The sequence below is a fragment of the Acidithiobacillus ferrivorans genome (assembly GCF_016250455.1).
GTDB classification, from domain to species: Bacteria; Pseudomonadota; Gammaproteobacteria; order Acidithiobacillales; family Acidithiobacillaceae; genus Acidithiobacillus; species Acidithiobacillus ferrivorans.
The window spans coordinates 2,090,371-2,110,634 of record NZ_CP059488.1 but is presented as its reverse complement, the minus strand read 5'-3'; the positions used below and the strand labels follow the sequence as shown (position 1 = coordinate 2,110,634).

Annotated in this window: 27 protein-coding genes, 1 tRNA gene and 1 pseudogene; 14 read left to right on the top strand and 15 right to left on the bottom strand. The window is 59.8% G+C overall.

Features of this window, described 5'->3' with window-relative positions; translation table 11 throughout:
- Positions 1–56: 56 nt before the first annotated feature.
- From H2515_RS16550 to H2515_RS10505, 5 genes and pseudogenes are all read right to left on the bottom strand, one after another.
- Positions 57–449 (bottom strand): annotated as a pseudogene (locus H2515_RS16550) (AIPR family protein).
- A gap of 2 nt (positions 450–451) precedes the next feature.
- Positions 452–1,291, bottom strand: a complete 840-nt coding sequence (locus H2515_RS10520) for a DUF3883 domain-containing protein (protein WP_083091501.1) — start codon at positions 1,289–1,291, stop codon at positions 452–454.
- Positions 1,291–1,707 carry a DNA cytosine methyltransferase gene (locus H2515_RS10515; protein ID WP_198660055.1) on the bottom strand — a complete coding sequence of 139 codons (417 nt, stop codon included), beginning with the start codon at positions 1,705–1,707 and terminating at the stop codon, positions 1,291–1,293. The genes H2515_RS10520 and H2515_RS10515 overlap by 1 nt, the downstream gene beginning before the upstream one ends.
- Before the next feature lie 608 nt (positions 1,708–2,315).
- Positions 2,316–2,843: a GNAT family N-acetyltransferase gene (locus H2515_RS10510; RefSeq protein WP_198660054.1), complete on the bottom strand. Its 528-nt coding sequence runs from the start codon at positions 2,841–2,843 to the stop codon at positions 2,316–2,318.
- Positions 2,840–3,118 carry a type II toxin-antitoxin system TacA family antitoxin gene (locus tag H2515_RS10505; protein ID WP_198660053.1) on the bottom strand — a complete coding sequence of 93 codons (279 nt, stop codon included), beginning with the start codon at positions 3,116–3,118 and terminating at the stop codon, positions 2,840–2,842. Before H2515_RS10505 ends, H2515_RS10510 begins: the two co-directional genes overlap by 4 nt.
- A gap of 177 nt (positions 3,119–3,295) precedes the next feature.
- Between H2515_RS10505 and H2515_RS10500 the strand changes: the two genes are divergently transcribed.
- The 9 genes from H2515_RS10500 to H2515_RS10465 all read left to right on the top strand — a co-directional run bounded on the left by H2515_RS10500 (position 3,296) and on the right by H2515_RS10465 (position 8,714).
- The gene (locus H2515_RS10500) at positions 3,296–3,538 is read left to right on the top strand and encodes a type II toxin-antitoxin system Phd/YefM family antitoxin (RefSeq protein ID WP_065413372.1); all 243 of its coding nucleotides are present in this window, start codon (positions 3,296–3,298) and stop codon (positions 3,536–3,538) included.
- Complete coding sequence (locus tag H2515_RS10495) at positions 3,538–3,960, top strand: type II toxin-antitoxin system VapC family toxin (RefSeq protein ID WP_198660052.1); 423 nt, start codon at positions 3,538–3,540, stop codon at positions 3,958–3,960. The genes H2515_RS10500 and H2515_RS10495 overlap by 1 nt, the downstream gene beginning before the upstream one ends.
- A gap of 22 nt (positions 3,961–3,982) precedes the next feature.
- Entirely contained in the window at positions 3,983–4,111 is a 129-nt protein-coding gene (locus tag H2515_RS16105; protein WP_232821347.1) for a type I restriction-modification system subunit M N-terminal domain-containing protein, read from the top strand.
- Entirely contained in the window at positions 4,111–4,965 is an 855-nt protein-coding gene (fghA, locus tag H2515_RS10490) for an S-formylglutathione hydrolase (RefSeq protein WP_198660051.1), read from the top strand. The genes H2515_RS16105 and fghA overlap by 1 nt, the downstream gene beginning before the upstream one ends.
- 97 nt (positions 4,966–5,062) lie before the next feature.
- On the top strand, positions 5,063–5,263 hold the full coding sequence (thiS, locus tag H2515_RS10485) for a sulfur carrier protein ThiS (protein WP_014028534.1): 201 nt from the start codon (positions 5,063–5,065) through the stop codon (positions 5,261–5,263).
- Positions 5,264–5,307: 44 nt separating this feature from the next.
- Positions 5,308–6,090 carry a thiazole synthase gene (locus tag H2515_RS10480; RefSeq protein WP_198660050.1) on the top strand — a complete coding sequence of 261 codons (783 nt, stop codon included), beginning with the start codon at positions 5,308–5,310 and terminating at the stop codon, positions 6,088–6,090.
- Positions 6,083–6,661 (top strand): hypothetical protein, encoded by a 579-nt coding sequence (locus H2515_RS10475; protein ID WP_223306782.1) that lies wholly within the window; start codon positions 6,083–6,085, stop codon positions 6,659–6,661. The genes H2515_RS10480 and H2515_RS10475 overlap by 8 nt, the downstream gene beginning before the upstream one ends.
- 13 nt (positions 6,662–6,674) lie before the next feature.
- Complete coding sequence (mpl, locus tag H2515_RS10470; protein WP_198660049.1) at positions 6,675–8,042, top strand: UDP-N-acetylmuramate:L-alanyl-gamma-D-glutamyl-meso-diaminopimelate ligase; 1,368 nt, start codon at positions 6,675–6,677, stop codon at positions 8,040–8,042.
- Between the two features lie 30 nt (positions 8,043–8,072).
- Positions 8,073–8,714 carry a flavin prenyltransferase UbiX gene (locus H2515_RS10465; RefSeq protein ID WP_198660048.1) on the top strand — a complete coding sequence of 214 codons (642 nt, stop codon included), beginning with the start codon at positions 8,073–8,075 and terminating at the stop codon, positions 8,712–8,714.
- Between the two features lie 16 nt (positions 8,715–8,730).
- Here the strand turns inward: H2515_RS10465 and H2515_RS10460 are convergent, their stop codons facing one another.
- Together H2515_RS10460 and H2515_RS10455 are read right to left on the bottom strand one after the other, a co-directional pair.
- Positions 8,731–9,516, bottom strand: coding sequence for an ABC transporter ATP-binding protein (locus H2515_RS10460; RefSeq protein WP_014028539.1), 786 nt, complete (start codon positions 9,514–9,516; stop codon positions 8,731–8,733).
- Positions 9,516–10,625, bottom strand: coding sequence for an ABC transporter permease (locus tag H2515_RS10455; protein WP_232821346.1), 1,110 nt, complete (start codon positions 10,623–10,625; stop codon positions 9,516–9,518). Before H2515_RS10455 ends, H2515_RS10460 begins: the two co-directional genes overlap by 1 nt.
- A gap of 71 nt (positions 10,626–10,696) precedes the next feature.
- On the opposite strand from H2515_RS10455, the gene H2515_RS10450 reads away from it, so the two are divergent.
- Positions 10,697–11,203, top strand: a complete 507-nt coding sequence (locus tag H2515_RS10450; RefSeq protein ID WP_014028541.1) for an LEA type 2 family protein — start codon at positions 10,697–10,699, stop codon at positions 11,201–11,203.
- Here H2515_RS10450 and H2515_RS10445 read toward each other — a convergent pair.
- The 8 genes from H2515_RS10445 to H2515_RS10415 are packed head-to-tail and all read right to left on the bottom strand — an operon-like array spanning position 11,148 to position 17,870.
- Complete coding sequence (locus H2515_RS10445) at positions 11,148–11,924, bottom strand: endonuclease/exonuclease/phosphatase family protein (protein ID WP_087454988.1); 777 nt, start codon at positions 11,922–11,924, stop codon at positions 11,148–11,150. The genes H2515_RS10450 and H2515_RS10445 overlap by 56 nt on opposite strands.
- Positions 11,917–12,267, bottom strand: a complete 351-nt coding sequence (locus H2515_RS10440; protein WP_198660046.1) for a hypothetical protein — start codon at positions 12,265–12,267, stop codon at positions 11,917–11,919. The genes H2515_RS10445 and H2515_RS10440 overlap by 8 nt, the downstream gene beginning before the upstream one ends.
- Positions 12,264–13,019 (bottom strand): HesA/MoeB/ThiF family protein, encoded by a 756-nt coding sequence (locus tag H2515_RS10435; protein WP_198660045.1) that lies wholly within the window; start codon positions 13,017–13,019, stop codon positions 12,264–12,266. Before H2515_RS10435 ends, H2515_RS10440 begins: the two co-directional genes overlap by 4 nt.
- Positions 13,012–13,455, bottom strand: a complete 444-nt coding sequence (locus H2515_RS10430; RefSeq protein WP_198660044.1) for a hypothetical protein — start codon at positions 13,453–13,455, stop codon at positions 13,012–13,014. Before H2515_RS10430 ends, H2515_RS10435 begins: the two co-directional genes overlap by 8 nt.
- A 59-nt stretch (positions 13,456–13,514) precedes the next feature.
- Positions 13,515–14,423 (bottom strand): lipocalin-like domain-containing protein, encoded by a 909-nt coding sequence (locus H2515_RS10425; protein WP_269802066.1) that lies wholly within the window; start codon positions 14,421–14,423, stop codon positions 13,515–13,517.
- Positions 14,424–14,657 carry a hypothetical protein gene (locus H2515_RS16100; protein WP_232821345.1) on the bottom strand — a complete coding sequence of 78 codons (234 nt, stop codon included), beginning with the start codon at positions 14,655–14,657 and terminating at the stop codon, positions 14,424–14,426.
- A complete protein-coding gene (locus H2515_RS10420; RefSeq protein WP_232821344.1) occupies positions 14,650–17,127 on the bottom strand; it encodes an ABC transporter permease in 2,478 nt (825 codons plus the stop codon). The genes H2515_RS16100 and H2515_RS10420 overlap by 8 nt, the downstream gene beginning before the upstream one ends.
- 26 nt (positions 17,128–17,153) lie before the next feature.
- A complete protein-coding gene (locus H2515_RS10415) occupies positions 17,154–17,870 on the bottom strand; it encodes an ABC transporter ATP-binding protein (RefSeq protein ID WP_198661456.1) in 717 nt (238 codons plus the stop codon).
- A gap of 97 nt (positions 17,871–17,967) precedes the next feature.
- Here H2515_RS10415 and H2515_RS10410 point away from each other — a divergent pair.
- From H2515_RS10410 to rpmE, 4 genes are all read left to right on the top strand, one after another.
- Positions 17,968–18,060, top strand: a tRNA-Ser gene (locus H2515_RS10410).
- Between the two features lie 219 nt (positions 18,061–18,279).
- Positions 18,280–18,606 (top strand): thioredoxin TrxA, encoded by a 327-nt coding sequence (gene trxA, locus H2515_RS10405; protein ID WP_014028549.1) that lies wholly within the window; start codon positions 18,280–18,282, stop codon positions 18,604–18,606.
- A complete protein-coding gene (gene rho, locus H2515_RS10400; protein WP_438356896.1) occupies positions 18,603–19,979 on the top strand; it encodes a transcription termination factor Rho in 1,377 nt (458 codons plus the stop codon). The genes trxA and rho overlap by 4 nt, the downstream gene beginning before the upstream one ends.
- A 75-nt stretch (positions 19,980–20,054) precedes the next feature.
- On the top strand, positions 20,055–20,258 hold the full coding sequence (gene rpmE / locus H2515_RS10395) for a 50S ribosomal protein L31 (protein WP_014028551.1): 204 nt from the start codon (positions 20,055–20,057) through the stop codon (positions 20,256–20,258).
- Positions 20,259–20,264 lie beyond the last annotated feature (6 nt).

The following is a 20,264-nucleotide window of genomic DNA, read 5'->3' as shown; positions in this document are numbered from 1 at the left end:
GCGATAGGGCAGGAGCGGGCGATGTCGGCTCTTTCGCAGCTGCCGGGTGGGGGTCTTTACTGCCTCCCGGTCGACGGTTTTCGTCCTGATCTGGCGGGGTGGCCACGCCGATTTGTGCGGTATGTCGCGCGAAGTTCTTCCGGGAATCGAGATTTACCCATCTTATAGAACCATCGCGTCTCACGCTGGGCTCCCTTCTGCGCCGGTGCCCAGATGCGTCGGGAGAATCCTTCCATCCGCACATGGAAGGGATGGTTCGAGAAGAAGTCGGCGGCATTCACTCAATTCTGGGTGTTCGTATACTCCGATATCCTTGGAACGACTATTTCACTCTGCTGACAGTCGATGACGAACAGCTTCATCTGAACGAATATCTGCGAAACATCTGCCCTGTCCCGCTTCCGTGCATGGAATAGCGACGCAGTGGTCTGGGGTGAAGCCAAAACCACGCCTACGCGAATTGACAGATGTAAGTGACAGGATTCAAGTTGCAATGTTTTTCTGGAGAACCAGGAAGGTCAAAGAGTTTCGGTTCACGTCGGAAGTCGAATAGCCTATAGATGTGAAACCCGTCCTCATATTCCTTGGCAAAGCTGAGCTCTCCCCTGCTGATGAAAAAGGGAGTTTCTTTTCCAAAGGTCGTGGTCTTTACTTCGATGAAGCGTTCGCGGCCAGCGACATCGAACGACAGAATATCATACCCTGACCCATCCCCCCTCGTTTTGGAGACGTGCTCGACACGATCTGCTAAGTCCTTTTTCCCCAATGAGTAGAGTCGATAATGTTCATAATTGAGAGCAAACTCTTCTCCAGCCAATCCCAGTGAGGCATTGCGAGCTTCTCTGGCCAGATAATCTCGCTTCTGTGGAACTGCTCTATATGTTTCAGTAGCTTCAGGTTCACGCACTACATGATTGAACTTTGGCGGATCAACTAGCAAGTTAGAATAATCGGATAACAGCGGCGATACAGCCGGTACTGAGCAGGCAGCATCAACAGCCCGCTCAAAAAGAGAATCGGCCTTTAATCTTTCCTCAACTACATCCCTCAGCAACGCCTGATAGTTGCCGAGCGGCTTGTAGCCAGATATGTAAGGAACTCCATACTCAATAAGTATGGCGCTGATGTTTTGGTGCTTTCTCTCGACTGCTGCGCCAGTTCGGCCATTAAGTCTTTGCAGCAGCAGCTTGCGATGAGCAGATTTGTTATACGACTGACCTGACAACTCCAACATTAGCATATGGAAATAATCAGCGACGGTGGCTTCTACCTCCTGCCTATTCCACACCATTAGCGTCCCGCCAGAGAATATGCTTGGCAGGGTGGGCCACCGATCAGCACCCAAGTTTCCTGCCCTTTCAGTGCGGCGCGAATTTCCCTGTCGATGCTGGCTTCATCGGATTTTCCTAGCTCCAGGCACCTCGCCTCGGTGGTGGCATGTTCGAAGGCGCTGGCTACTGCAGGGACTCCGCGGAAACTGGCCTCGTCGATTTCGCCCCGTATGTACCTGTAGTAGTGTTTGACGTCATTGGTGCCGCGAAGGCGCCTGAACACTGCCCTGAGCGTCAACGTTCGATGTGCAACAGCATCCTTCTCAATGGAAAGCCCGATCTCGAAGAATGGCTGCAGCTTGTGATCCTTCAGAGAGGCAAATCCCTCCCCGAGCCCTCCAGGACCGGCAAAGAGATCGATTATGGGAACTGGCATGCCTCACCCCTTCTGGATGTCCGTTGTTGAGCACAGAGTCCGCACCTCCGTCTCGCGAAAATTTACTCCTACTCCATCCTTGGCTGCAGATCCATCTCGTTCATCCGATTGCATTCATCGAATATCTGAACACGCGAGGTCTTTCGCCGAACGGAAAGGCAGGACGCAAGGGCGCGTCACCCCTGCATGGCCATCTGAACTTCTCGCCCGTCAGACAGCCTCATCCGGATCTGGATGGAGATATTCATCGGAGTTTCGATCGACCGAAAAGCATGACGACCCACTTTATAACGAAACATGAGGTAACCTGACAATAGTGGACATAGACCGGCTGCTGGTCGACAAGCAGCTCACCTATCTGTTCTTTTAGAAGATGGCCGACGAGCGCCGTCGGCCGCCCTACAACCAGCCGAGCCCGGTGCTGCCGGGTTACGATTGGGAAAGCCTGCGCTGGCGGGACGGCGGGGATCGACTTTTCGACTGCACCGCCAACCTTGGAGTCGCTACGCAATCATGTGGTCCCCAAGGCTATGGAAGTGATCACTCATGATGACGCATGTGCTCGCATGTCCTTCGTTCAAAGCACCCAGGGAAAGCCGGCGACTTGGTCATAACTTCCCGGCCTCCTTCAGTGCCGCCTCCACTGTGCTGAGCGGCAGCAGCAACGACTGGGGCGCATCCAGTAGCGGCAGGGCGCCATAAGCCTTGTACCAGGCAGCCACCCGTTCGTTCTTGGCATCGATCAGCAGGGCGATGCCGCCGATTTCGGTCGCCGCCAGGATGCAGCGGCGACCGGCAACGAGCAATAATTGTCCACCCAGGCCGTGGCGCTGCACGGTTTTGTCCACGGCCAGACGGCCGAGACGGAAGACCGGCACGTCGTGGCGGGCAAGGCCCTTTTTCACCAATGCGGGCGTGCGCGCGTAGTCGATGGAGGCCGGACTGAGGCTGTAAAAACCCAGGACACGTTTATCGTCCCCTATGGGTGTGGCGACGAAGGTTTTCGCGCCACCTTTTTCGTGGTTCTGGCGTGCATGGCGCCGCAGAAACGCGTTCAGTTCCGCTTCGCCACAGTCGAAGGCCGCGCGGTCGTGCGCCTTCGAGATGGGCGCTTCATGCCAATCGGGCAGGTTCATAGGCCTTTGGGCAGGTGGCGTGCTGCCGCCAGGAGTTTGGCATTGGGCACTGGCGGGTTCTCCAGCGCATCCAGCACCCGCAGGCTGTCGCGCTCGGACAGGGCCAGGTGCTCAGCCTGTTCGATCACCTTGCGGGCCGCGTCCAGCGCATGGCGCAGAATGAAGTCGGTCATATCGGTATGTTCGAGTGCCACCGCACGCATCAGTGTCGCCTTGTCGTCCGGGCGAACGCGCAGGGCAAGTCGGTTATTGTTTTCAACGATGGTGCGGGGCATGTCGGCCTCCCTTGATGTATGTATTCAAATTGTACGAACATGCGATTGGTCCCGCAAGCTTGTATGGTTTCAAACTGTACGTTCTGGAAACGCGCCTGCAGAGTTTCCTGATATTGACGGCGCCAACGGCGCGCGCTTAAACTGGTCTAAGACTGGTCGAAAAGTGGGGTATCGGATATGTCCGAGATTGGCGCCTATGAGGCGAAGACGCATTTGTCCGAGATTTTGGAGCGGGTGCGCAAAGGGGAATGTTTCACGATCACCAAACATGGGCAGGCGGTTGCTGAGTTACGCCCGCCCGTGGGTCAAGGGCTGGAGGAAAGGCAAGCCGCTGTGGCGCGCATGAAGGCGTTTCAGGCCAGCCATGACTTGGGGAGTGTTTCGTTGCGCGAGTTGATCGACGCGGGACGCAAATACTGATGGCTTTTGTCGCCGACGCCTCCATGACCCTGGCTTGGTATCTTTGGGATGCGGATAGCGAATCCGCCAACCGGGTGCGGGAGCGGTTGCTGGGGGAGGGCATTTGCGTTCCCGCGCATTGGGCGTTGGAGGTGTGCAATGCGCTGCTGGCTGCCGCGCGGCGCGGTCGTATCACCATGCTGGAATTGCGCGAACTGGTGCCCGACCTGCGCCTGCTGCCGGAGATGATAGACCATCAGACGGATGCCGTAGCGTGGTCCGCCACCCTGGGCCTTGCCGAGGAACACCGGTTGACGATCTACGATGCCGCCTATCTGGAACTGGCTTTGCGGCGGAAACTGCCACTTGCAACGCTGGATAAGCAGCTTCATGGAGCGGCGCTCGCCCTGGGCGTTGCGCTCGTGCCTGAGCTCCAAAAATGACGACCACTAGATCGGAGAAACCATGAACATCGCCAGCATCGTCCAAAAACTCTGGAACCACTGTAACCTCCTGCGCGACGACGGCATGCGTTACGGCGACTACGTCGAGCAGTTGACGTATCTGCAGTCTATTCGTAGTGGGGTGTATTGATGGCTCTGTTAGAAACGCGGGAGGAGCATGGCTGCTTTGCTGGACGCATGGGTTATTACACCCATGCGTCCAGCGCCACGGGGGTACCCATGAATTTCGCGGTGTACCAGCCGCCCCAGGCGTTGGCTGGCGCCCGGGTCCCGGCCCTGTATTATCTGGCGGGATTAACCTGCACCGAAGAAACGTTCATGATAAAGGCTGGCGCCCAGCGTTTGGCGGCCGAGCTGGGGCTGATGCTGGTCGCCTGTGATACCAGTCCCCGCGGACTGAACATCCCCGGTGATTCGGAGCACTGGGACCTGGGCGTGGGGGCGGGGTTTTATCTCAACGCAAGACGGCCGCCCTGGACCCGGAATTATCACATGGCCAGTTATGTAGACCACGAGCTGCCCACCTTCATTGAAGAACATTTCCCTGCATCTGCAGAACGCCGCGGTATTTTCGGGCACTCCATGGGCGGTCATGGAGCGCTGGTGCTGGCGTTACGCAACCCGGAATACTGGCACTCGGTATCGGCATTTTCGCCGATCTGCAACCCCGGCACGGTGCCCTGGGGAGAAAAAGCTTTCGGGAATTATCTGGGGCCTGACTGCGAACAATGGCAGGAATGGGATGCCAGCATGCTGATGCGCAAGCACCCCTACCCTGGAGAGATATTGGTGGATCAGGGCGACGCGGATCCTTTTCTGGCTGCGCAACTGAAACCTGAGGCTCTGCAGGCGGCAGCAGAGGCTTCCGGACAACAACTCCGTTTGCGACGGCAGCCGGGCTATGATCACTCCTACTGGTTTATCCAGACCTTTATGGCCGAGCATCTGCGGCATCACGCCCGGAAACTGGGTGGTGCCGGCTGAATTTTTTGCCCTGTGGATTGATGTGTCCGGGCCGGGATCAAGACATAAGGATGGCATTTGCTTGACGCTCCCCCGGTGAGGTTCTAGCATCGCTACCATGCAAATTCTGGTAAATGGTGTGGCCCGTGAGGTGCCGGAGCAGATGACGGTATGGGCGTTGCTGGCGGAGTTCGGCTGGGCGGAGCGTCGTGTGGCCGTTGAATGTAATGGTGAAATTGTTCCGCGTAGCACGCACGCCACAGTGACCCTGGCGGCCGGTGACCGCCTGGAGATCATCCAGGCAGTAGGCGGCGGCTGAGCGTCCTGCACTAACCCCCTTTTTTGAGGTGAAAGATAAACACAATGCGTAAAGATCCTTTGGAGATTGCGGGGCGGGAGTACCAGTCCCGCCTGCTGGTGGGTACGGGAAAATATAAGGATTTTGCCGAGACGCGGGCAGCCATAGATGCAGCCGGCGCGGAAATTGTGACGGTGGCACTGCGCCGGGTGAATCTGGGGCAAAATAAAGACGAACCCAATCTGCTGGAGTTCTTGCCGGCAGACCGCTTTACCATTCTACCGAACACCGCGGGTTGCTATACGACAGAGGATGCGGTGCGCACCTGCCGTCTGGCTCGGGAGCTGGGCGACTGGAAGCTGGTCAAGCTGGAAGTGATCGGTGATCCCCAAACGCTGTACCCGGACATGCGGCAGACCTACGAGGCCGCCAAGATCCTCATCTCTGAAGGCTTCGAGGTAATGGTGTACAGCGGGGATGATCCGGTGGCCTGCAAGGCCTTTGCAGAAATGGGTTGTGTGGCGGTGATGCCGCTGGCAGCGCCGATCGGTTCCGGTCTGGGTATTCGTAATCCTTACAATCTGCGCATCATTCTGGAGCAGGCGACCGTGCCGATTCTGGTGGATGCGGGGGTGGGTACCGCCTCTGATGTGGCGGTGGCCCTGGAGCTGGGTTGTGATGGCGTTCTTTTGAATACGGCCATAGCTGCGGCTAAGGACCCCGTTCTCATGGCGGAAGCCATGCGCCTGGGCGTGGAAGCGGGGCGAAAGGCCTTCCGCGCCGGGCGCATGCCGCGCAAACTTTACGCCAGTGCCAGCAGCCCGGTGGATGGTCTGTTCTTTGAGTAGCAACGATGCCTTGGAATACGCGCGCACAGCACCTCTGGACGAGGAGTTTGTCGAGACAGTGGAACGCTTGGTCATGGGCGCAGTGCCCGGCGGTGTGCTGCCCGACTATGCGGAAGACTGGGACGAAGCGGAGCGTCTGATTGCTCGGCTTGGCGATCAGGGCGTGGGGGTGCGTCTGGAGTTTGCGGTGGATGAGAACGGCCAGCGCTGGCACGTCTATATGGACTGGCAAGAGCCGATCAGCCACGAATGGCAGTTGACCGAGGCAGAAGAGACGACGGCGGCGCAGGCGGTGACGCGGGCGGCGCTGATCTGGTACTGCCAGCAGGAAATCGCGGCGGCCAGCGCTCAGCCGCCAGACGGCTGGGCCTATTTTGAGGTGGTGGAACGTCTGGGTATGGCCCGCGATATGCTGGCGCGCTCGCTGGACGACCACCCGGTGCTGGCCGAGGAGACGGAGATGCTGACCCGTTACCAGGAGCTCCTGGAAAAATTCAACGCACTCTACGAGTTGGCCAACCAGGCGCTGGATCAACGTCTCGGCGCACCAGCGCGCAGCACCATGCACTAGGACTGCCGCTTCCATGCATATTCACGTTCTCGGTATCTGCGGGACTTTTATGGGAGGCATCGCGCTGCTGGCGCGGGCAGCCGGGCACCAGGTAACGGGTTCGGATACCCATACCTATCCGCCCATGAATGACCTGCTGGCCCGCGAAGGGATTACGGTCCATGAGGGTTATGATCCCGCCCAACTGAGTCCTGCCCCCGACCTGGTACTCATCGGCAATGCCCTGTCGCGGGGCAATCCCTGTGTGGAGACCGTGCTGGACCGGCAGATTCCCTATGACTCCGCTCCGGCCTGGTTGTCCCGGGAGATTCTGCAAAGCCGCTGGGTACTGGCAGTGGCAGGCACCCACGGCAAGACCACGACGACCTCCATCCTGACCTGGATATTGCAGGAGGCGGGGCTCAATCCGGGTTTCCTCATTGGTGGTGAAGCGCGTAATTTTGGGGTGTCGGCGCGGCTGACGGACAGTCCTTTTTTTGTGATCGAGGCGGATGAGTATGATACGGCCTTTTTCGATAAGCGCTCTAAATTCGTGCACTATCACCCGCGATCGCTGATTCTCAATAATCTGGAGTACGACCATGCCGATATATTCCCGGATCTGGAGGCGATCATTACCCAGTTCCACCAACTGCTGCGCACCGTGCCGGGCACGGGCGCGATCATCATGAACGATGCGGTGCCGGCACTGGAACAGGTGCTGGAGCGCGGTTGCTGGACGCCCCTGCAACGCTTTGCCGGGGAAGGCGCGTGGCAGGTACGGCTCGATACCGCGGACGGTGGCCGTTTTACCGTGCTGGAGCAGGGCGTGGAGCGCGGGAGGGTCAGTTGGGGGATGGCCGGGGCCTTCAATGCCGAGAATGCGTTGGCGGCCTTGCTGGCCGCACGTCATGCCGGGGTGCCGCTGGCGCTGGGTTGCGCAGCTTTGCAGAGCTTTCAGGGGGTGCGGCGGCGGCTGGAACTGCGGGGTGAAGCCGCCGGCGTGGCGGTGTATGACGACTTTGCCCATCACCCCACGGCCATTGCCGTTACCATTGCGGCCCTGCGTGGGCGGATGGCGGGGGCGGGGCGTCTGGTAGCCGTGCTGGAGCCGCGCTCCAATACCATGAAGATGGGAGTGCACCGACAGACGCTGGGGCAGAGCCTACAGGGCGCGGATCGGGTGTTTGTCTATGCCCCTGCGGACATCGGTTGGGATGTGGCGGGCGCACTGGGCCCTGCCGCACAGCTTTACGCAGATATGGACGCACTCTTGCGGGCGCTGGATGCCGAATTGCACGCGGGGGATCAGGTGCTCATTATGAGTAACGGCGCCTTCGGCGGGATTCACGGACGCTTATTGGAACGCCTCGCCCGCCGAAATTCATCGGCAGAATCGTAACTCCGGTTCAATCCGGCTCAAGGAGCGGTAATGGAAGATTGGCGACGGCAGGAGCGGATTTGTGTGGCCATTACCGGCGCTTCCGGGGCGGCCTATGGGATGCGCCTGGTGGAGGTACTGCTGACCGCCGGGGTGCGAGTCTATCTGCTGATATCGGACGCGGCGCGGATTGTTTGCCGTGAAGAACTGGATCTGGAACTCCCGCCTACGGCAGAGGCCGTGACCCGTTTTCTCAATGAACGGTTCGGCACCGAGCCGGACTTGCTGTCCGTTTATGCCCAGGACGACTGGTTTTCCCCGGTGGCCTCCGGCTCTAATGCGGCGCCGGCCATGGTGGTCTGTCCCTGTTCCGGGGGGACACTGGCGGCCATCGCCCACGGGTTGTCCGGGAATCTGATTGAGCGTGCCGCAGATGTGATGCTGAAGGAAGGCCTGAAACTCATCCTGGTGCCCCGTGAAAGCCCCATCTCCACGATTCATCTGGAAAATATGCTGACGCTGGCGCGGATGGGGGTGCGGATTTTGCCAGCGAGCCCCGGTTTTTACCATCGTCCGCAAAAAATCGAAGACCTGGTGGATTTTATTGTAGCGAGGATTTTGGATCAGTTGGGTCTGCCGAACCGGATCGGACGGCGCTGGGGCGACGGGGAAGGCGTTCCGGCAGCAGATTGAAATCAGGGCTTGGCGCTTAACATTGGCCGGTGGCGCGGAGACCGGTCAGCAGACGTTCGCCGCGCTCCCCGTGGAAGAACTCACGGATGTAAGGATGGTCCACCTGTTGAATCTCGGTGAGCGGCCCAACCGTCAGCACCTTGCCGTCGGCGAGCACCGCGACGCGATCCGCTGTGGCGGCCAGGCTGTCGAGGTCATGGCTGATCATGACAACGGTGAAGCCGATGTCGCCGTGGACCTGGCGGAGCAGGGCGTCAAATTCGGCAGCGGCGATGGGGTCGAGCCCGGAGGTAGGCTCATCGAGAAAGAGAATCTCCGCCTCCATCGCCAGGGCACGGGCGAGGGCAACCCGCTTGATCATGCCGCCCGATAATTCTGCAGGTAATTTCCAAGCGTCATTGGGCTGCAGGCCTACCATTTGCAGCTTCAGGGCTACCAGATCGCTGATTGCGGAGCGGGTCAAATGGCCCCACTCGCGCAGAGGGAAGGCGATATTTTCAAAAACGGTCAGGGCGCTGAACAGGGCGCCTTGTTGAAAAAGCACCCCCCAGCGCTGGCGTAGAGCAATCTGTTCACGCAGATTGAGCCCTTGTGGATTTTTGCCAAGAATGATCATCTGCCCTTCAGCGATGGGAACGAGGCCCATCATGGCGCGCAGCAGCGTGGTTTTGCCGGTACCGCTGCCGCCGACGATGGCAAGTATCTCGCCGCAACGTATGCTCAGATCAAGATGCCGCTGAATCCAGTGGGTTCCGAACCGGGTGGCGATATCGGTGAGGATGATGGCGTTGGGGTGAGCCATCAGCCGCCGCCTCCCGTATTGGCAAAGACCAGGGCCAGGACTGCGTCGATGAGGATCACCAGGGTGATGGACACAACTACCGAGCTGGTCGTTTCCCGGCTCAGGCTAGTGGTGTTGGGCTTCACCTTAAGGCCATGAAAGCCCGCGATCCACGCAATCAAAATGCCGAAGATCGCGCCTTTGGCAATGCCCAGCCACAGGTTGAAACTGGGGACTACGGTAGGCATTTGTTCGATAAAGAAGCCGATACTGATGCCGAGCTCCATTTTGGCCACGAGCATGGCTCCGAAGAGCCCCACCATGTCGGTCCAGAGGACGAGCAGCGGCATTACCAGCGCCAGGGCGATGACCTTGGGCAGGATCAGGCGGCGGATCGGGGGGATGCCGAAAGTGCGCAGGGCATCCAGTTCTTCGGTGACACACATGGCGCCGATTTGCGCGGTGAAGGCGGAGCCGGAACGCCCTGCAAGAATGATCGCGGTGATCAACGGCCCGAACTCGCGCAGAATGCTCAGGCCGGCAATGTTGACGATATAAATATTGGCGCCGTATTGGGCGAGGGTCGAGGCCGACTGAAAAGAAATCACCACGCCGATGAGAAAGCCGATCAGGGTGAGGATGGGCAGTGAGTTCGGACCGGTATTGACGATGGTGGCGGAGATTTCGCGCCACGGAAAGCTGCGCGGGCGGCGCAGTCCGCGCCCGAACTCCAGCAAAAGGGCGCCCATGAGCAGAAAAAGTCCCCAGAGGTCGTGTCCCGTTTCGATCAGGAATGCACCAAGCTGATCGAGAAACTGCCAGGAGCGCCGGGGTGGGGCGGTAACCGGCGGAATCTGCGCCAGACGGGCGAAGATGCTACGATGCTGGTCCTCCATCCGGATATTTTCCGGCAACTGGCCGCCCCAGGCCTGCCAGAGCAGGAGGGCCCCGGCGCTGTCGAGGGCCGCAATGGCGGAGAGATCCCACACTATTTCCGGGTTTATGTTTCGCAGCGCCGCTTCTTGCGCTGCGAAATTACCGCCGAGACGCCGCAGAGTCCAGCGCCCGCTGAGGCGCAGAGTCTGGCCGTCGCGTTCCCAGTTGGGTTGTTGTGCGTTACTTTCCGTCATGCGCGGGTCCGGGCTTTTCTCGGTCATTCCTTAGGTTATACTCGGCGACTGACGTTTGCAGGAGTACACGGATGGCTATTGTTGCACGAAGCTCCGGCTTCACCCAATGGTTTCGGCGCTGGCCCGCGCTGCTGCTGGCCGCGCTGCCGCTCAGCGCCTGCAGCGCGTTTCCGGCGCACCATCCGGAGGTACAGTTACTGAGTATCCAACCGGAGTCGGTGGGGCTGCTTGCGCAGACATTTTTGCTGGCGCTCAAAGTCAGCAACCCCAATGACAGTGCGCTCCATGCCAAGGCGGGGGAGGCGCGTTTGTATGTGCAGAATCATCAGGTGGCTTACGGGTTGCTGGATAAGCCGGTCGATGTGCCTGCCTACGGCAGTGCCACGGTGAATATACCGGTCACGGGCAATCTTCTGCCCTTGCTGGGGGATATCGGCAGGGTCAGCGCCGGGGCCGGGCTCCCCTATGTAATCAAAGGTTATCTGGTGACTGGCCTGTTTGATATGCAGATACCTTTCACCGTCACTGGGGCTTTGCACCTGCCGCTGTCGACGAGCTCCAGCGCAGTTTCGCCTTGAGCGCGAGATGATCGGAGAGGGGCTCGGCGACGGTTGCAATCGACGTAAATTCCAGGTCCGGGCTGCAGAGGATGTGATCGAAGGAAAATCGTGGTGACCAGCTGGGAAAAGTAGGTGGGCTCCAGGGTGGCGCCTGTAGGCCACTTTCGTTGAGGAGCATGTGCATTTCCGGGGAGCGTGCCGTGCAGTTCAGGTCCCCCATGAGAATGAGCTTCGGGCGTCCACGCAGGCGTTGGGCGAGATCGCGTATCTGACTGAGGCGCGCGTGACGACTGAGGCCGAGGTGGGTGATGATCACGGTCAGGGCGCTGCCGCCAATATTGAGCCGATTTTCCAGCATGCCGCGCCCTTTCATAAAGCTCGGCAGGGAATGCTCTATGGTCTCTTCAATGGGCCAGCGGGAGAGAATGCTGTTGCTGTGCTGGGCGAAGTCGCCAAAGTCACGGGTACGCTGTTGCGCCCAGTAAGGGAAATGGGCGCGATCAGCGAGAAAGCCCGCCTGATTGATATACTGGCTGCGAAAAGAGCCCGCATCGACCTCGTTGAGCCCGGCGATATCGGTTTCCTCCAAAATCAGGGCGATTCGCTCCAGGTTGCGCAGACTCTGGCCATGGGGCATCACATACTTCCAGCCATGCAGGAGCATGTGCCGGGCCCGATAGGAACCGATGCCCACCTGGATATTGAAAGAGGTGACAGTAAACTCTGAGGGCTCAGTCATGGTCGAGTTCGATATCGAGCTCCCGCCAGGAAGCGCCATCCCCAGCGACTATAAAGGCGCGCAGGACGATCACCCCCTTGATGCCTGCAGCCAGTAATATCTGGTAGGGCGTATTAGCGGGGAGGCTGTCCGCGATGGGCGTGGCGGCATGGGCATAACGTGCGAAAGGCGTTTCACCGCGCGACCGGATCACCGCGAGTACTGCGGCAAAGTTTGCTGGCGGACAGGGATAGACGGAGATGGGCACGTCAGCGGCAGCGCCGATAAGTCCTTCGCCAACACCGGATTGCAGGTCTGCAAGCAGGGCGTTGGCCAGCGTGCGTGGTAGTTTCAGGCGCTTCATGCGCAGACGCCACAGGCCGGGTCGCGGCGCAGGGCGATCTGCCGCCATTGCCAGCTTTGCGCATCCACCAGCAGGAGTTGTCCGGCCAGCGGGGAATGGCCCGTGCAGAGCAGGCGGATAGCTTCTGCCGCCTGTATACTGCCGAGTACGCCAAGGAGCGGGCCAAGGACGCCGCTGCGTGAGCAGGTATCTTCGGTGTCCTCCATGCCGTCTGGATAGAGACAGGCATAACAGGCGCTTTCCGGTACACGAACATCAAAGATGGCGAGTTGCCCTTCCCAGCGGATGGCCGCAGCACTGACCAGAGGCTTGCCGGCATGACGACAGGCGCGATTGATGGCGTGGCGGCTGCTGAAGTTGTCGGTGCAATCCAGCACCAGATCGTGGGTGTCCAGCGCCGCCGCAAGCGACTCAGCTTGCGCTGTTTCCGTCCAGGCGCTGACCCGAATCTGCTGATTCATGGCGCGCAGTCGATCGCGTGCGGCCAAGGCCTTGGGGCGTCCCAGGTCGGCGTCGCTATAGAGAATCTGGCGCTGCAGATTGCTGAGTTCGACCTGATCCCCATCGCAGACGGTCAGGTTGCCGACGCCCGCGGCCGCGAGATACTGGGCGGCGGGGCAGCCCAGTCCACCCATGCCGATGATCAGTACCCGGCTGGCGGCCAGCGCCTGCTGTCCGGCGATGTCGATTTCCGGCAAGAGAATCTGGCGCGCATAACGCAGCAAGGCAGTGTCGTCGAGGGTGTCAGTCATTGTTGAAGTCATAGTCGATGTCGTTGTCTTGCACGGCCATGCCCATGCTGACGGCGTAGTGGCCTTGCTGGCGATCAAGTCGAGCGTGATAGCGTTCGCGGATAGCGTCCAGCATCCAGAGAATTTCGCTGGGGTGACCAGCGGTATTGTCATGCATCAGGTGACGCAGATAGAGTGCGTCAGCATCGACCCGGATGAGCAGCGGCAGGGGCAGGGAGAGCGGCAACACGAAGCGATGCACCACCCATTCGATAGGGGTTGGCGGCGTACTCTCGGGAATACGGACATCCACCCGGAAATGTCCGCCACCGCCAGCTTGCACGAGCAGCTCGCGGAGGAACTGTTCCGGGAACCCGCGATGCACAATGATCGTGCGTCCGCTGAAGCGTTCCATGAATTGTCGTTGCAGCAGCAGACGGGAGCTTTCATTGAGCATGCTCTCAGTGTAGCAACGCGGAAGGGATTGCTCCAGTTGCGGCGTGCTTTGCCGATGGCCTATTGGCCCAGGGCCAGACGACCGCCATAGCCGGTGAGTTCCAGATAGCCTTTCCCTACGATCTGCTGGCCCGTCACGGCGCGCACGGCGCCTTCCCAGTAGACAGTGCCGCTGCTGCGGCGGGCGTCGAATTCTTGATTGTCCATGAGCGGAACGATAGCAAAATGCAGGCTTCCCACCTGCATCTGCCAGCGCACGGGGTAACGTATGCCGGTTTGCGGCGACTGCCACCAGCCAGTGGGTTGCATGTGGATGTCTTTGCCCGGAATGTTGTGTACTTGGCCCTGCGCATTACGCTCTGTGGCCGCCAGCCAGAAGGGCGCGCCATCGGCGCGGCGCATCATGAAGACCATGAGGGCACCGCCATCCTGCAGATTAATCCCCAGCCAATCCCAGCCGACGGCCTTTTTGGGCAGATACGCCGCCGACCATTCGTGATCCAGCCATGCCTCCCCACGGACCTGTTCCTGCTGTCCTTTGATGACCACCGTCCCGCTGACCTTCAGATGCGGAAGACTGTAGTAGTAGCTGGCATTCTTCGGGTCCGGGCCCTTCTGGCTGATGCCTTGGAGACCTTCGAGTAGCACGGGTTGGGTTGGCGTGAAGCGCAGCCGATAACGGATTTTTTTGCCGTTGATGCGTGCCTCGTAATCCCGCCCCCGCTGGCGCAGATACCAGTGACGAATCCAGACATCGGTATGGTCTCGATCCGCCCCGGCTAATCCGAGACCGGCGCGTGCGGCCCGCTGCGCGGTAAGCAGGTGCCCGATGCGAGGATCACTCAGCGCCGCTTCGGCAAAAAGCAGTTCGCCGGGATTGAAGGCGCTAGGGTTTGCCCAGACCTTGGTGGGCCGGACCCGGAAAAAGGTGATCTGAAATCCCAGCGGTTTTCCCGATGCGCTTTGCAGTCAACCTGTTACATACCACCATTCAATGGGGAAATCCGGGTGACTGCCCAGGGCGTTGGGGAATTGCATGGGGTGCTGCGGGGTGACCTTCACATCCGGCGTAACCTGCAAAGGCAAGGGTGTCCCCGGTAGGCTGGATGCGGCCTGCACCGGTGCACAAATCCAGCAGCACAGCACCAGAAGACCAGGGCATATCCATTTGCGCGCCAATCCCGAGCGTAAATGACTAATCATCGTGCAGCACCGCAGCGGTCTGCCGGATCACTCGCTGCCCGGCCAGCACCATGGTGGCCGTGCTCGCCAGCCAGAGGATGGCACTCAGGGTCAGCAACAGCGGCCAGGACGGATGAAAGCCCATGTGCCAGTGGAAAGACTGGGGATTGACCACTTCGATCAGGATGACGCTGATGGCCATCCCCAGCGCGCCGCCGATGAGTATTCCGAGGAGCGAAAGGATGCTGCCCTCGGCAAAGAGCAAAATACGCAGATCGCGGCGCCGCAGACCCAGATGCCGCAGCATGGCGTATTCGTTGCGGCGCATCAGGGTCTGCGCCCCGAAGCCGCTGCTCACCCCCAGCAGTCCGATCACCATGGCGACCGCTTCCAGTGCATAGGTGGCGGCAAAGCTCTGGTTGAATATTTGTAGGCTCTTACTGCGAATTTCTTTGGGGGTCGCGACCAATAATCGGCCACCATCGGGCAGGGTCTGCCGCAAGTTGCGGATGGCGGCCGGTATCGCGGCGCCAGGACGCAGCCAGAGGGCGACGCCATTGACCGCATCGTCTCCGGACCATGCGCGGTATTGCTGAATGGGTATGGACACTGATCCCTCCTGATAGGCGTAATCCCGATAAATGCCGGCGATGGTCACCACCCGCTCCTGCCCACCCAGCGGCAGATGGATCACCCGCCCGGCCTGCCAGCCACTGAGGCCCGCCAGAATCTCCGAAATCCACACCGGCGGTGGCTGTTGTGGCCCGACGCTAACCGCATGGAGTATCTGCAATTCCCGCTCTGGATCACTGATGTTCATGCCCCGCGCGAGCAGCATCACGGGTGGATGACCCGGCAATAAATTCAGGGTGACTCGCCGCAGGGGGGAGCAGGCGCGGACAGCGGGCAGGGCGCAAAGCTGATGTGCTGCGCCATGGGGGAGGAAGGAGTCCCTATTCATCCCTGCCTGTACATAGAGGTCCGCGCGTAAGATGTCGGTCAGCCAGTTGGCGACCGAGTCGCGGAATGAACCCACCATCACGGCCATGGCCACGACCAGACTAAAGGCCACCACCACTGCAGCCAGGCTTTGCGCCGCCCGCCCCGGCGCGCCCCGCAGTTGTTCCAAGGCCAGACGCCAGACGGGTGCATGGGGCAGGGGAAAGAGCCGGGTCAGTCCGCGCAGGAGTGGTGCCAACAAAAAGAGCAGGGCGAAGAGCAGACAGGCTACTGCGCCGTAGGCCAGATAGGGGATGCCGTGGATGGCCGGAGCCAAAGACCCTGCCAAGGCCAGTCCCAAGAGCAGCAGACCTATCCAGGGATGCTGATGCTGCTGCGAAGCTTGCTCTTCAGTGCCAGCACGCAACGCCAGGGCGGGGGTCGCCCGGCTGCTTTCCCAGGCGGGTAAAAAGGCGCCGGTCAGAGCCGCACCCAGGCCAGCCACGAAAAAGATCAGCATGAGTCCCGGATGCCATTGCAGATGCAAGGCCGTGGCGCTGAAATACCCCGCCCCAAGGTCGCCACCCATGCGTGCCAGGGCCAGCCAGGCCGCCAGCACGCCCAGCGGCAGACCCAGCAGCGCGCCCGGCAGACCCAAAACCGCCCCTTGCAACAATACGGTCAATACGATTTCCCGGCGGCGCAGGCCCAAAACCCGCAACAGGGCCAGTTGCTGCCGCTGCCGCACCACCCCCATGGCCAGGGTGGAATAGACCAGAAAGGCCCCGGTAAACAGCGCCACCAGCGACAGCACCAGCAGATTCACCCGATAGGCGCGCGAGGCATCCGCCGCTACCCGTCCTTGCTGGGCAGGACTTTGCAACACGGCGCCGACCGGCAGATGGTCGCGCCACTGTGCCAGGAAGTCGCCGATGCCCGTTCCGGGATGCAGGCGCAGGTCCACCTGATTCAGGGTGCCGACTCGTCCCCACAGCCACTGCACTGCGGCAATATCCATGACGCCGAATGCTCCGCTACCGCCCACACCGGGTAGTTCCCCGATGATCCGTAGCGTGCGTGGCTGCCCATCCGCATTGAGCGTCAGCGTATCACCTACCCGCAAACCGAGATGCGCCAGCGCCGCCGGGCTCAGGGCAATGTGGTCAGGGGCCAGCATGGCAAGCGGGTTATGCCGGTCGAAAGGCAGCAGCGGTTGCCCCATGCGCGCCGCCTGAAAGGCGTCAATACCCAGAATATGGAGCATCCCTTTGTGGGCAGGATGCAGTACCGGCGCCAGCAAGCGGATTTCCGGAGCGGCCACGGCCACGCCCCTGGACATACTCAGACGCACATACCAATGTTCGGGGAAGCCCCGTCCCGGCGCCGTCAGCGCCAGGTCGGCCTGCCCCGACAGGCGTCGCAGTCCGCTAGAAAAATCACTCACAGCTTGAATGTTGATGAGGGCGATGGCCAGTCCCAGCGCGACTCCCAGCGCAATGCCGATGATGGCCAGTACGCTCGCACCCAACCTTTGGCGCAGCGGGCGCCACACGGCCGCTTGCCACTGAATCCGGGTGATCACAGGGAACGGAAGCCCTGTGCGTCGAAATGCAGACGCCGCTGCGCCCAGCCTGCCGCTGTTGCCGAGTGGGTCACCAGTAAAACAGCCGCCCCTTCCTCTTCTCCTGCTTCACGCAGGAGACTGAGCACAGTTTCCGCCGATTCGGCGTCGAGGCTGCCCGTCGGTTCGTCAGCAAGGATCAGTGACGGGCGATGTACTACCGCCCGCGCCACCGCAACCCGCTGCATCTCGCCGCCGGACAACTCCCGTGGCCAGGCCGCCAAGTGTCCGCTGATCCCAAGGCGCTTGGCCAGTAGGTTGACCCGCTGCTGCATCTCCCGCCGGGGGAGGGCATTCAGTCGCCAGGGCAGGGCGATATTTTCCTCTACGGTCAATTGTGGAATCAGATGAAAGGCCTGAAACACAAAACCCATGTGCCGCCGCCGCAGCAGCGTGCGCGCGTCGTCATCCAGGGTATCGAGCGCTTGACCCTGGAAAGTCATGTGCCCCGCATCGGGGCGATCCAGGCCGGCAATGATATTCAGCAGGGTGCTTTTGCCAACGCCGCTTTCTCCCATGATGGCCACGAAGTCGGCTGGTGCTATGTTGAGGCTCGCATCGCGGAATAACCAACGCTGTGGGTCTCCGGGAAGCCGCTTTGCCAGATTGTTCAGAACCAGAAGTGCAGTCACGCCATTCTTTCCAAGCTTTGCCAAACGCCGATAGTTTACCATACGCCGCCCCCGCCGTAGCGACCACACCATTCTCCTGTTCCTGCACGGTGCATCAAGTTTTGACCTCAGCCCCGCAACGGGTTAGAATCCCGCTACCGGAGAGATGGCCGAGCGGCTGAAGGCGCTCCCCTGCTAAGGGAGTATGGGGCTAAACACTCCATCGAGGGTTCGAATCCCTCTCTCTCCGCCACTCTTACTGGCTTAAAATCCTAACTTTAAAGTGACTGCTCATCGCCCTTGCATCCCAGTTTTATCGTGCTATCCTTCAATCACCTTATGGACTGAAAGAAGTGCTTATCTGTGGGCGCCATCCGGTGCATGTGGTCTCAGATTAAACCCCTCATAATGATAAAAATCTCATGAATGTCCACCAAAGCGTTGTACCCAACTGACTGAGGAGCCCTCTCCAATGAGTGACGCTATTCTTTATGTATCGGATGACAGTTTTGAAACGGATGTACTGAAGTCCTCTAAACCGGTTCTGGTCGATTTCTGGGCCGAATGGTGCGGACCTTGCAAGATGATCGCCCCCATTCTGGAAGAGGTCGCTGGCGAATATGCCGACCGCTTGCAGGTTGCCAAATTTAACATTGATGAAAACCCCGCCACTCCTCCTCAGTACGGCATTCGCGGCATTCCCACCCTGCTCCTTTTCAAAGCGGGCAAGCTTGAAGCCACCAAGGTGGGTGCCCTGAGTAAAGCCCAGTTGACCACATTCCTGGATAGCCAACTTTGAATACACCACGTCCTCGCCGTAAATCTCCCCGGACACCCAAGTCCTTCCCCAATGAAGACATTCTGGTAGACGACGAAGACGATAGTACGCTTTGTCCGGCACCCGGCGCTTCGGCGATGAATCTGACTGATCTTAAGCGCAAAACAGCCGCTGAGTTGGCCGTGATCTGTCAGGAAATGGGGTTGGAGGGTACCGCCCGCCAGAAGAAACAGGAAATCATCTTCAATATTCTCAAGGCGCACGCGCGCAACGGGGATGCCATTTACGGCGAGGGCGTGCTGGAAATTTTGCAGGATGGTTTTGGTTTCCTGCGCGCAGCCTCCGGGTCCTATATGGCCGGGCCGGATGACATTTATGTCTCGCCTTCGCAGGTGCGGCGCTTTCATCTACAGACCGGAGACACGGTTTCCGGGCAGATTCGTCCTCCCAAAGAGGGGGAGCGTTATTTTGCACTGCTCAAGGTGGAGAGCATCAATTTCGAAGCGCCGGAAGCAACCCGCAACAAGGTGAACTTCGATGATTTGACGCCACTGTTCCCCGAAGAGCGACTGCGTCTGGAATCCGACAATATCCCCTACGGCGAAATGGCGCCGCGGATCATTGATTTGGTGTCACCCATCGGTAAGGGCCAGCGCGGTCTGATCGTTGCCCCGCCTAAAACGGGGAAGACGGTGTTGCTGCAGCAGATTGCCCACGCCATCACCGCCAATCATCCTGAATGCTATCTGATCGTGCTGCTCATTGATGAGCGCCCGGAAGAAGTGACGGAAATGCAGCGCTCAGTGAAGGGCGAGGTGGTCTCCTCCACCTTTGATGAACCAGCGACGCGCCACACCCAGGTTGCAGAAATCGTCCTGGAAAAGGCCAAGCGCCTGGTCGAGCACAAACACGATGTGGTCATTCTGCTCGACTCCATTACCCGTCTGGCGCGCGCCTTCAACACGGTGGTGCCATCCTCCGGCAAGGTGCTGACCGGCGGCGTGGACGCCAACGCGTTGCAGAAGCCCAAGCGGTTCTTCGGCGCCGCGCGCAACATCGAAGAGGGCGGCAGCCTGACCATTATTGCCACGGCCCTGGTGGAAACCGGTTCCAAGATGGACGAAGTCATCTTCGAGGAATTCAAGGGCACCGGCAATATGGAAGTCCATCTCGACCGTCGTCTTGCTGAGAAACGCACTTACCCGGCCATCAATCTCAATAAATCCGGTACGCGTCGTGAAGAACTGCTGGTTCCGGCCGAGATGCTCAGCAAAATGTGGGTGTTGCGCAAGTTGCTGGCGCCTATGGATCCGGTGGAATCCATGGAGTTCCTGCTCGACAAGGTGCGTGGCACCAAAACAAACGCGGAGTTCTTTGACTCCATGAACCGTTAAGCGGGTCCGCTGGACGCCCGCCCTGTCCATCCCTATAATTCGCCCCTTTGTATCGAGCCCCCGAGAGTAGCTATCATGAAAACCGATATTCATCCCAAATACGCAGAAATCACCGTCACCTGTAGTTGCGGCAACGTCTTCAAGACGCGCTCGACTGCAACTCGCGACTTGCACATCGACCTCTGCTCCGAATGCCATCCCTTTTACACCGGTAAGCAGCGCGCCGTTTCTGCCGCTGGTCAGGTAGAGAAGTTCCGCAAGCGTTACGGCGGTCAGTAACTCGCC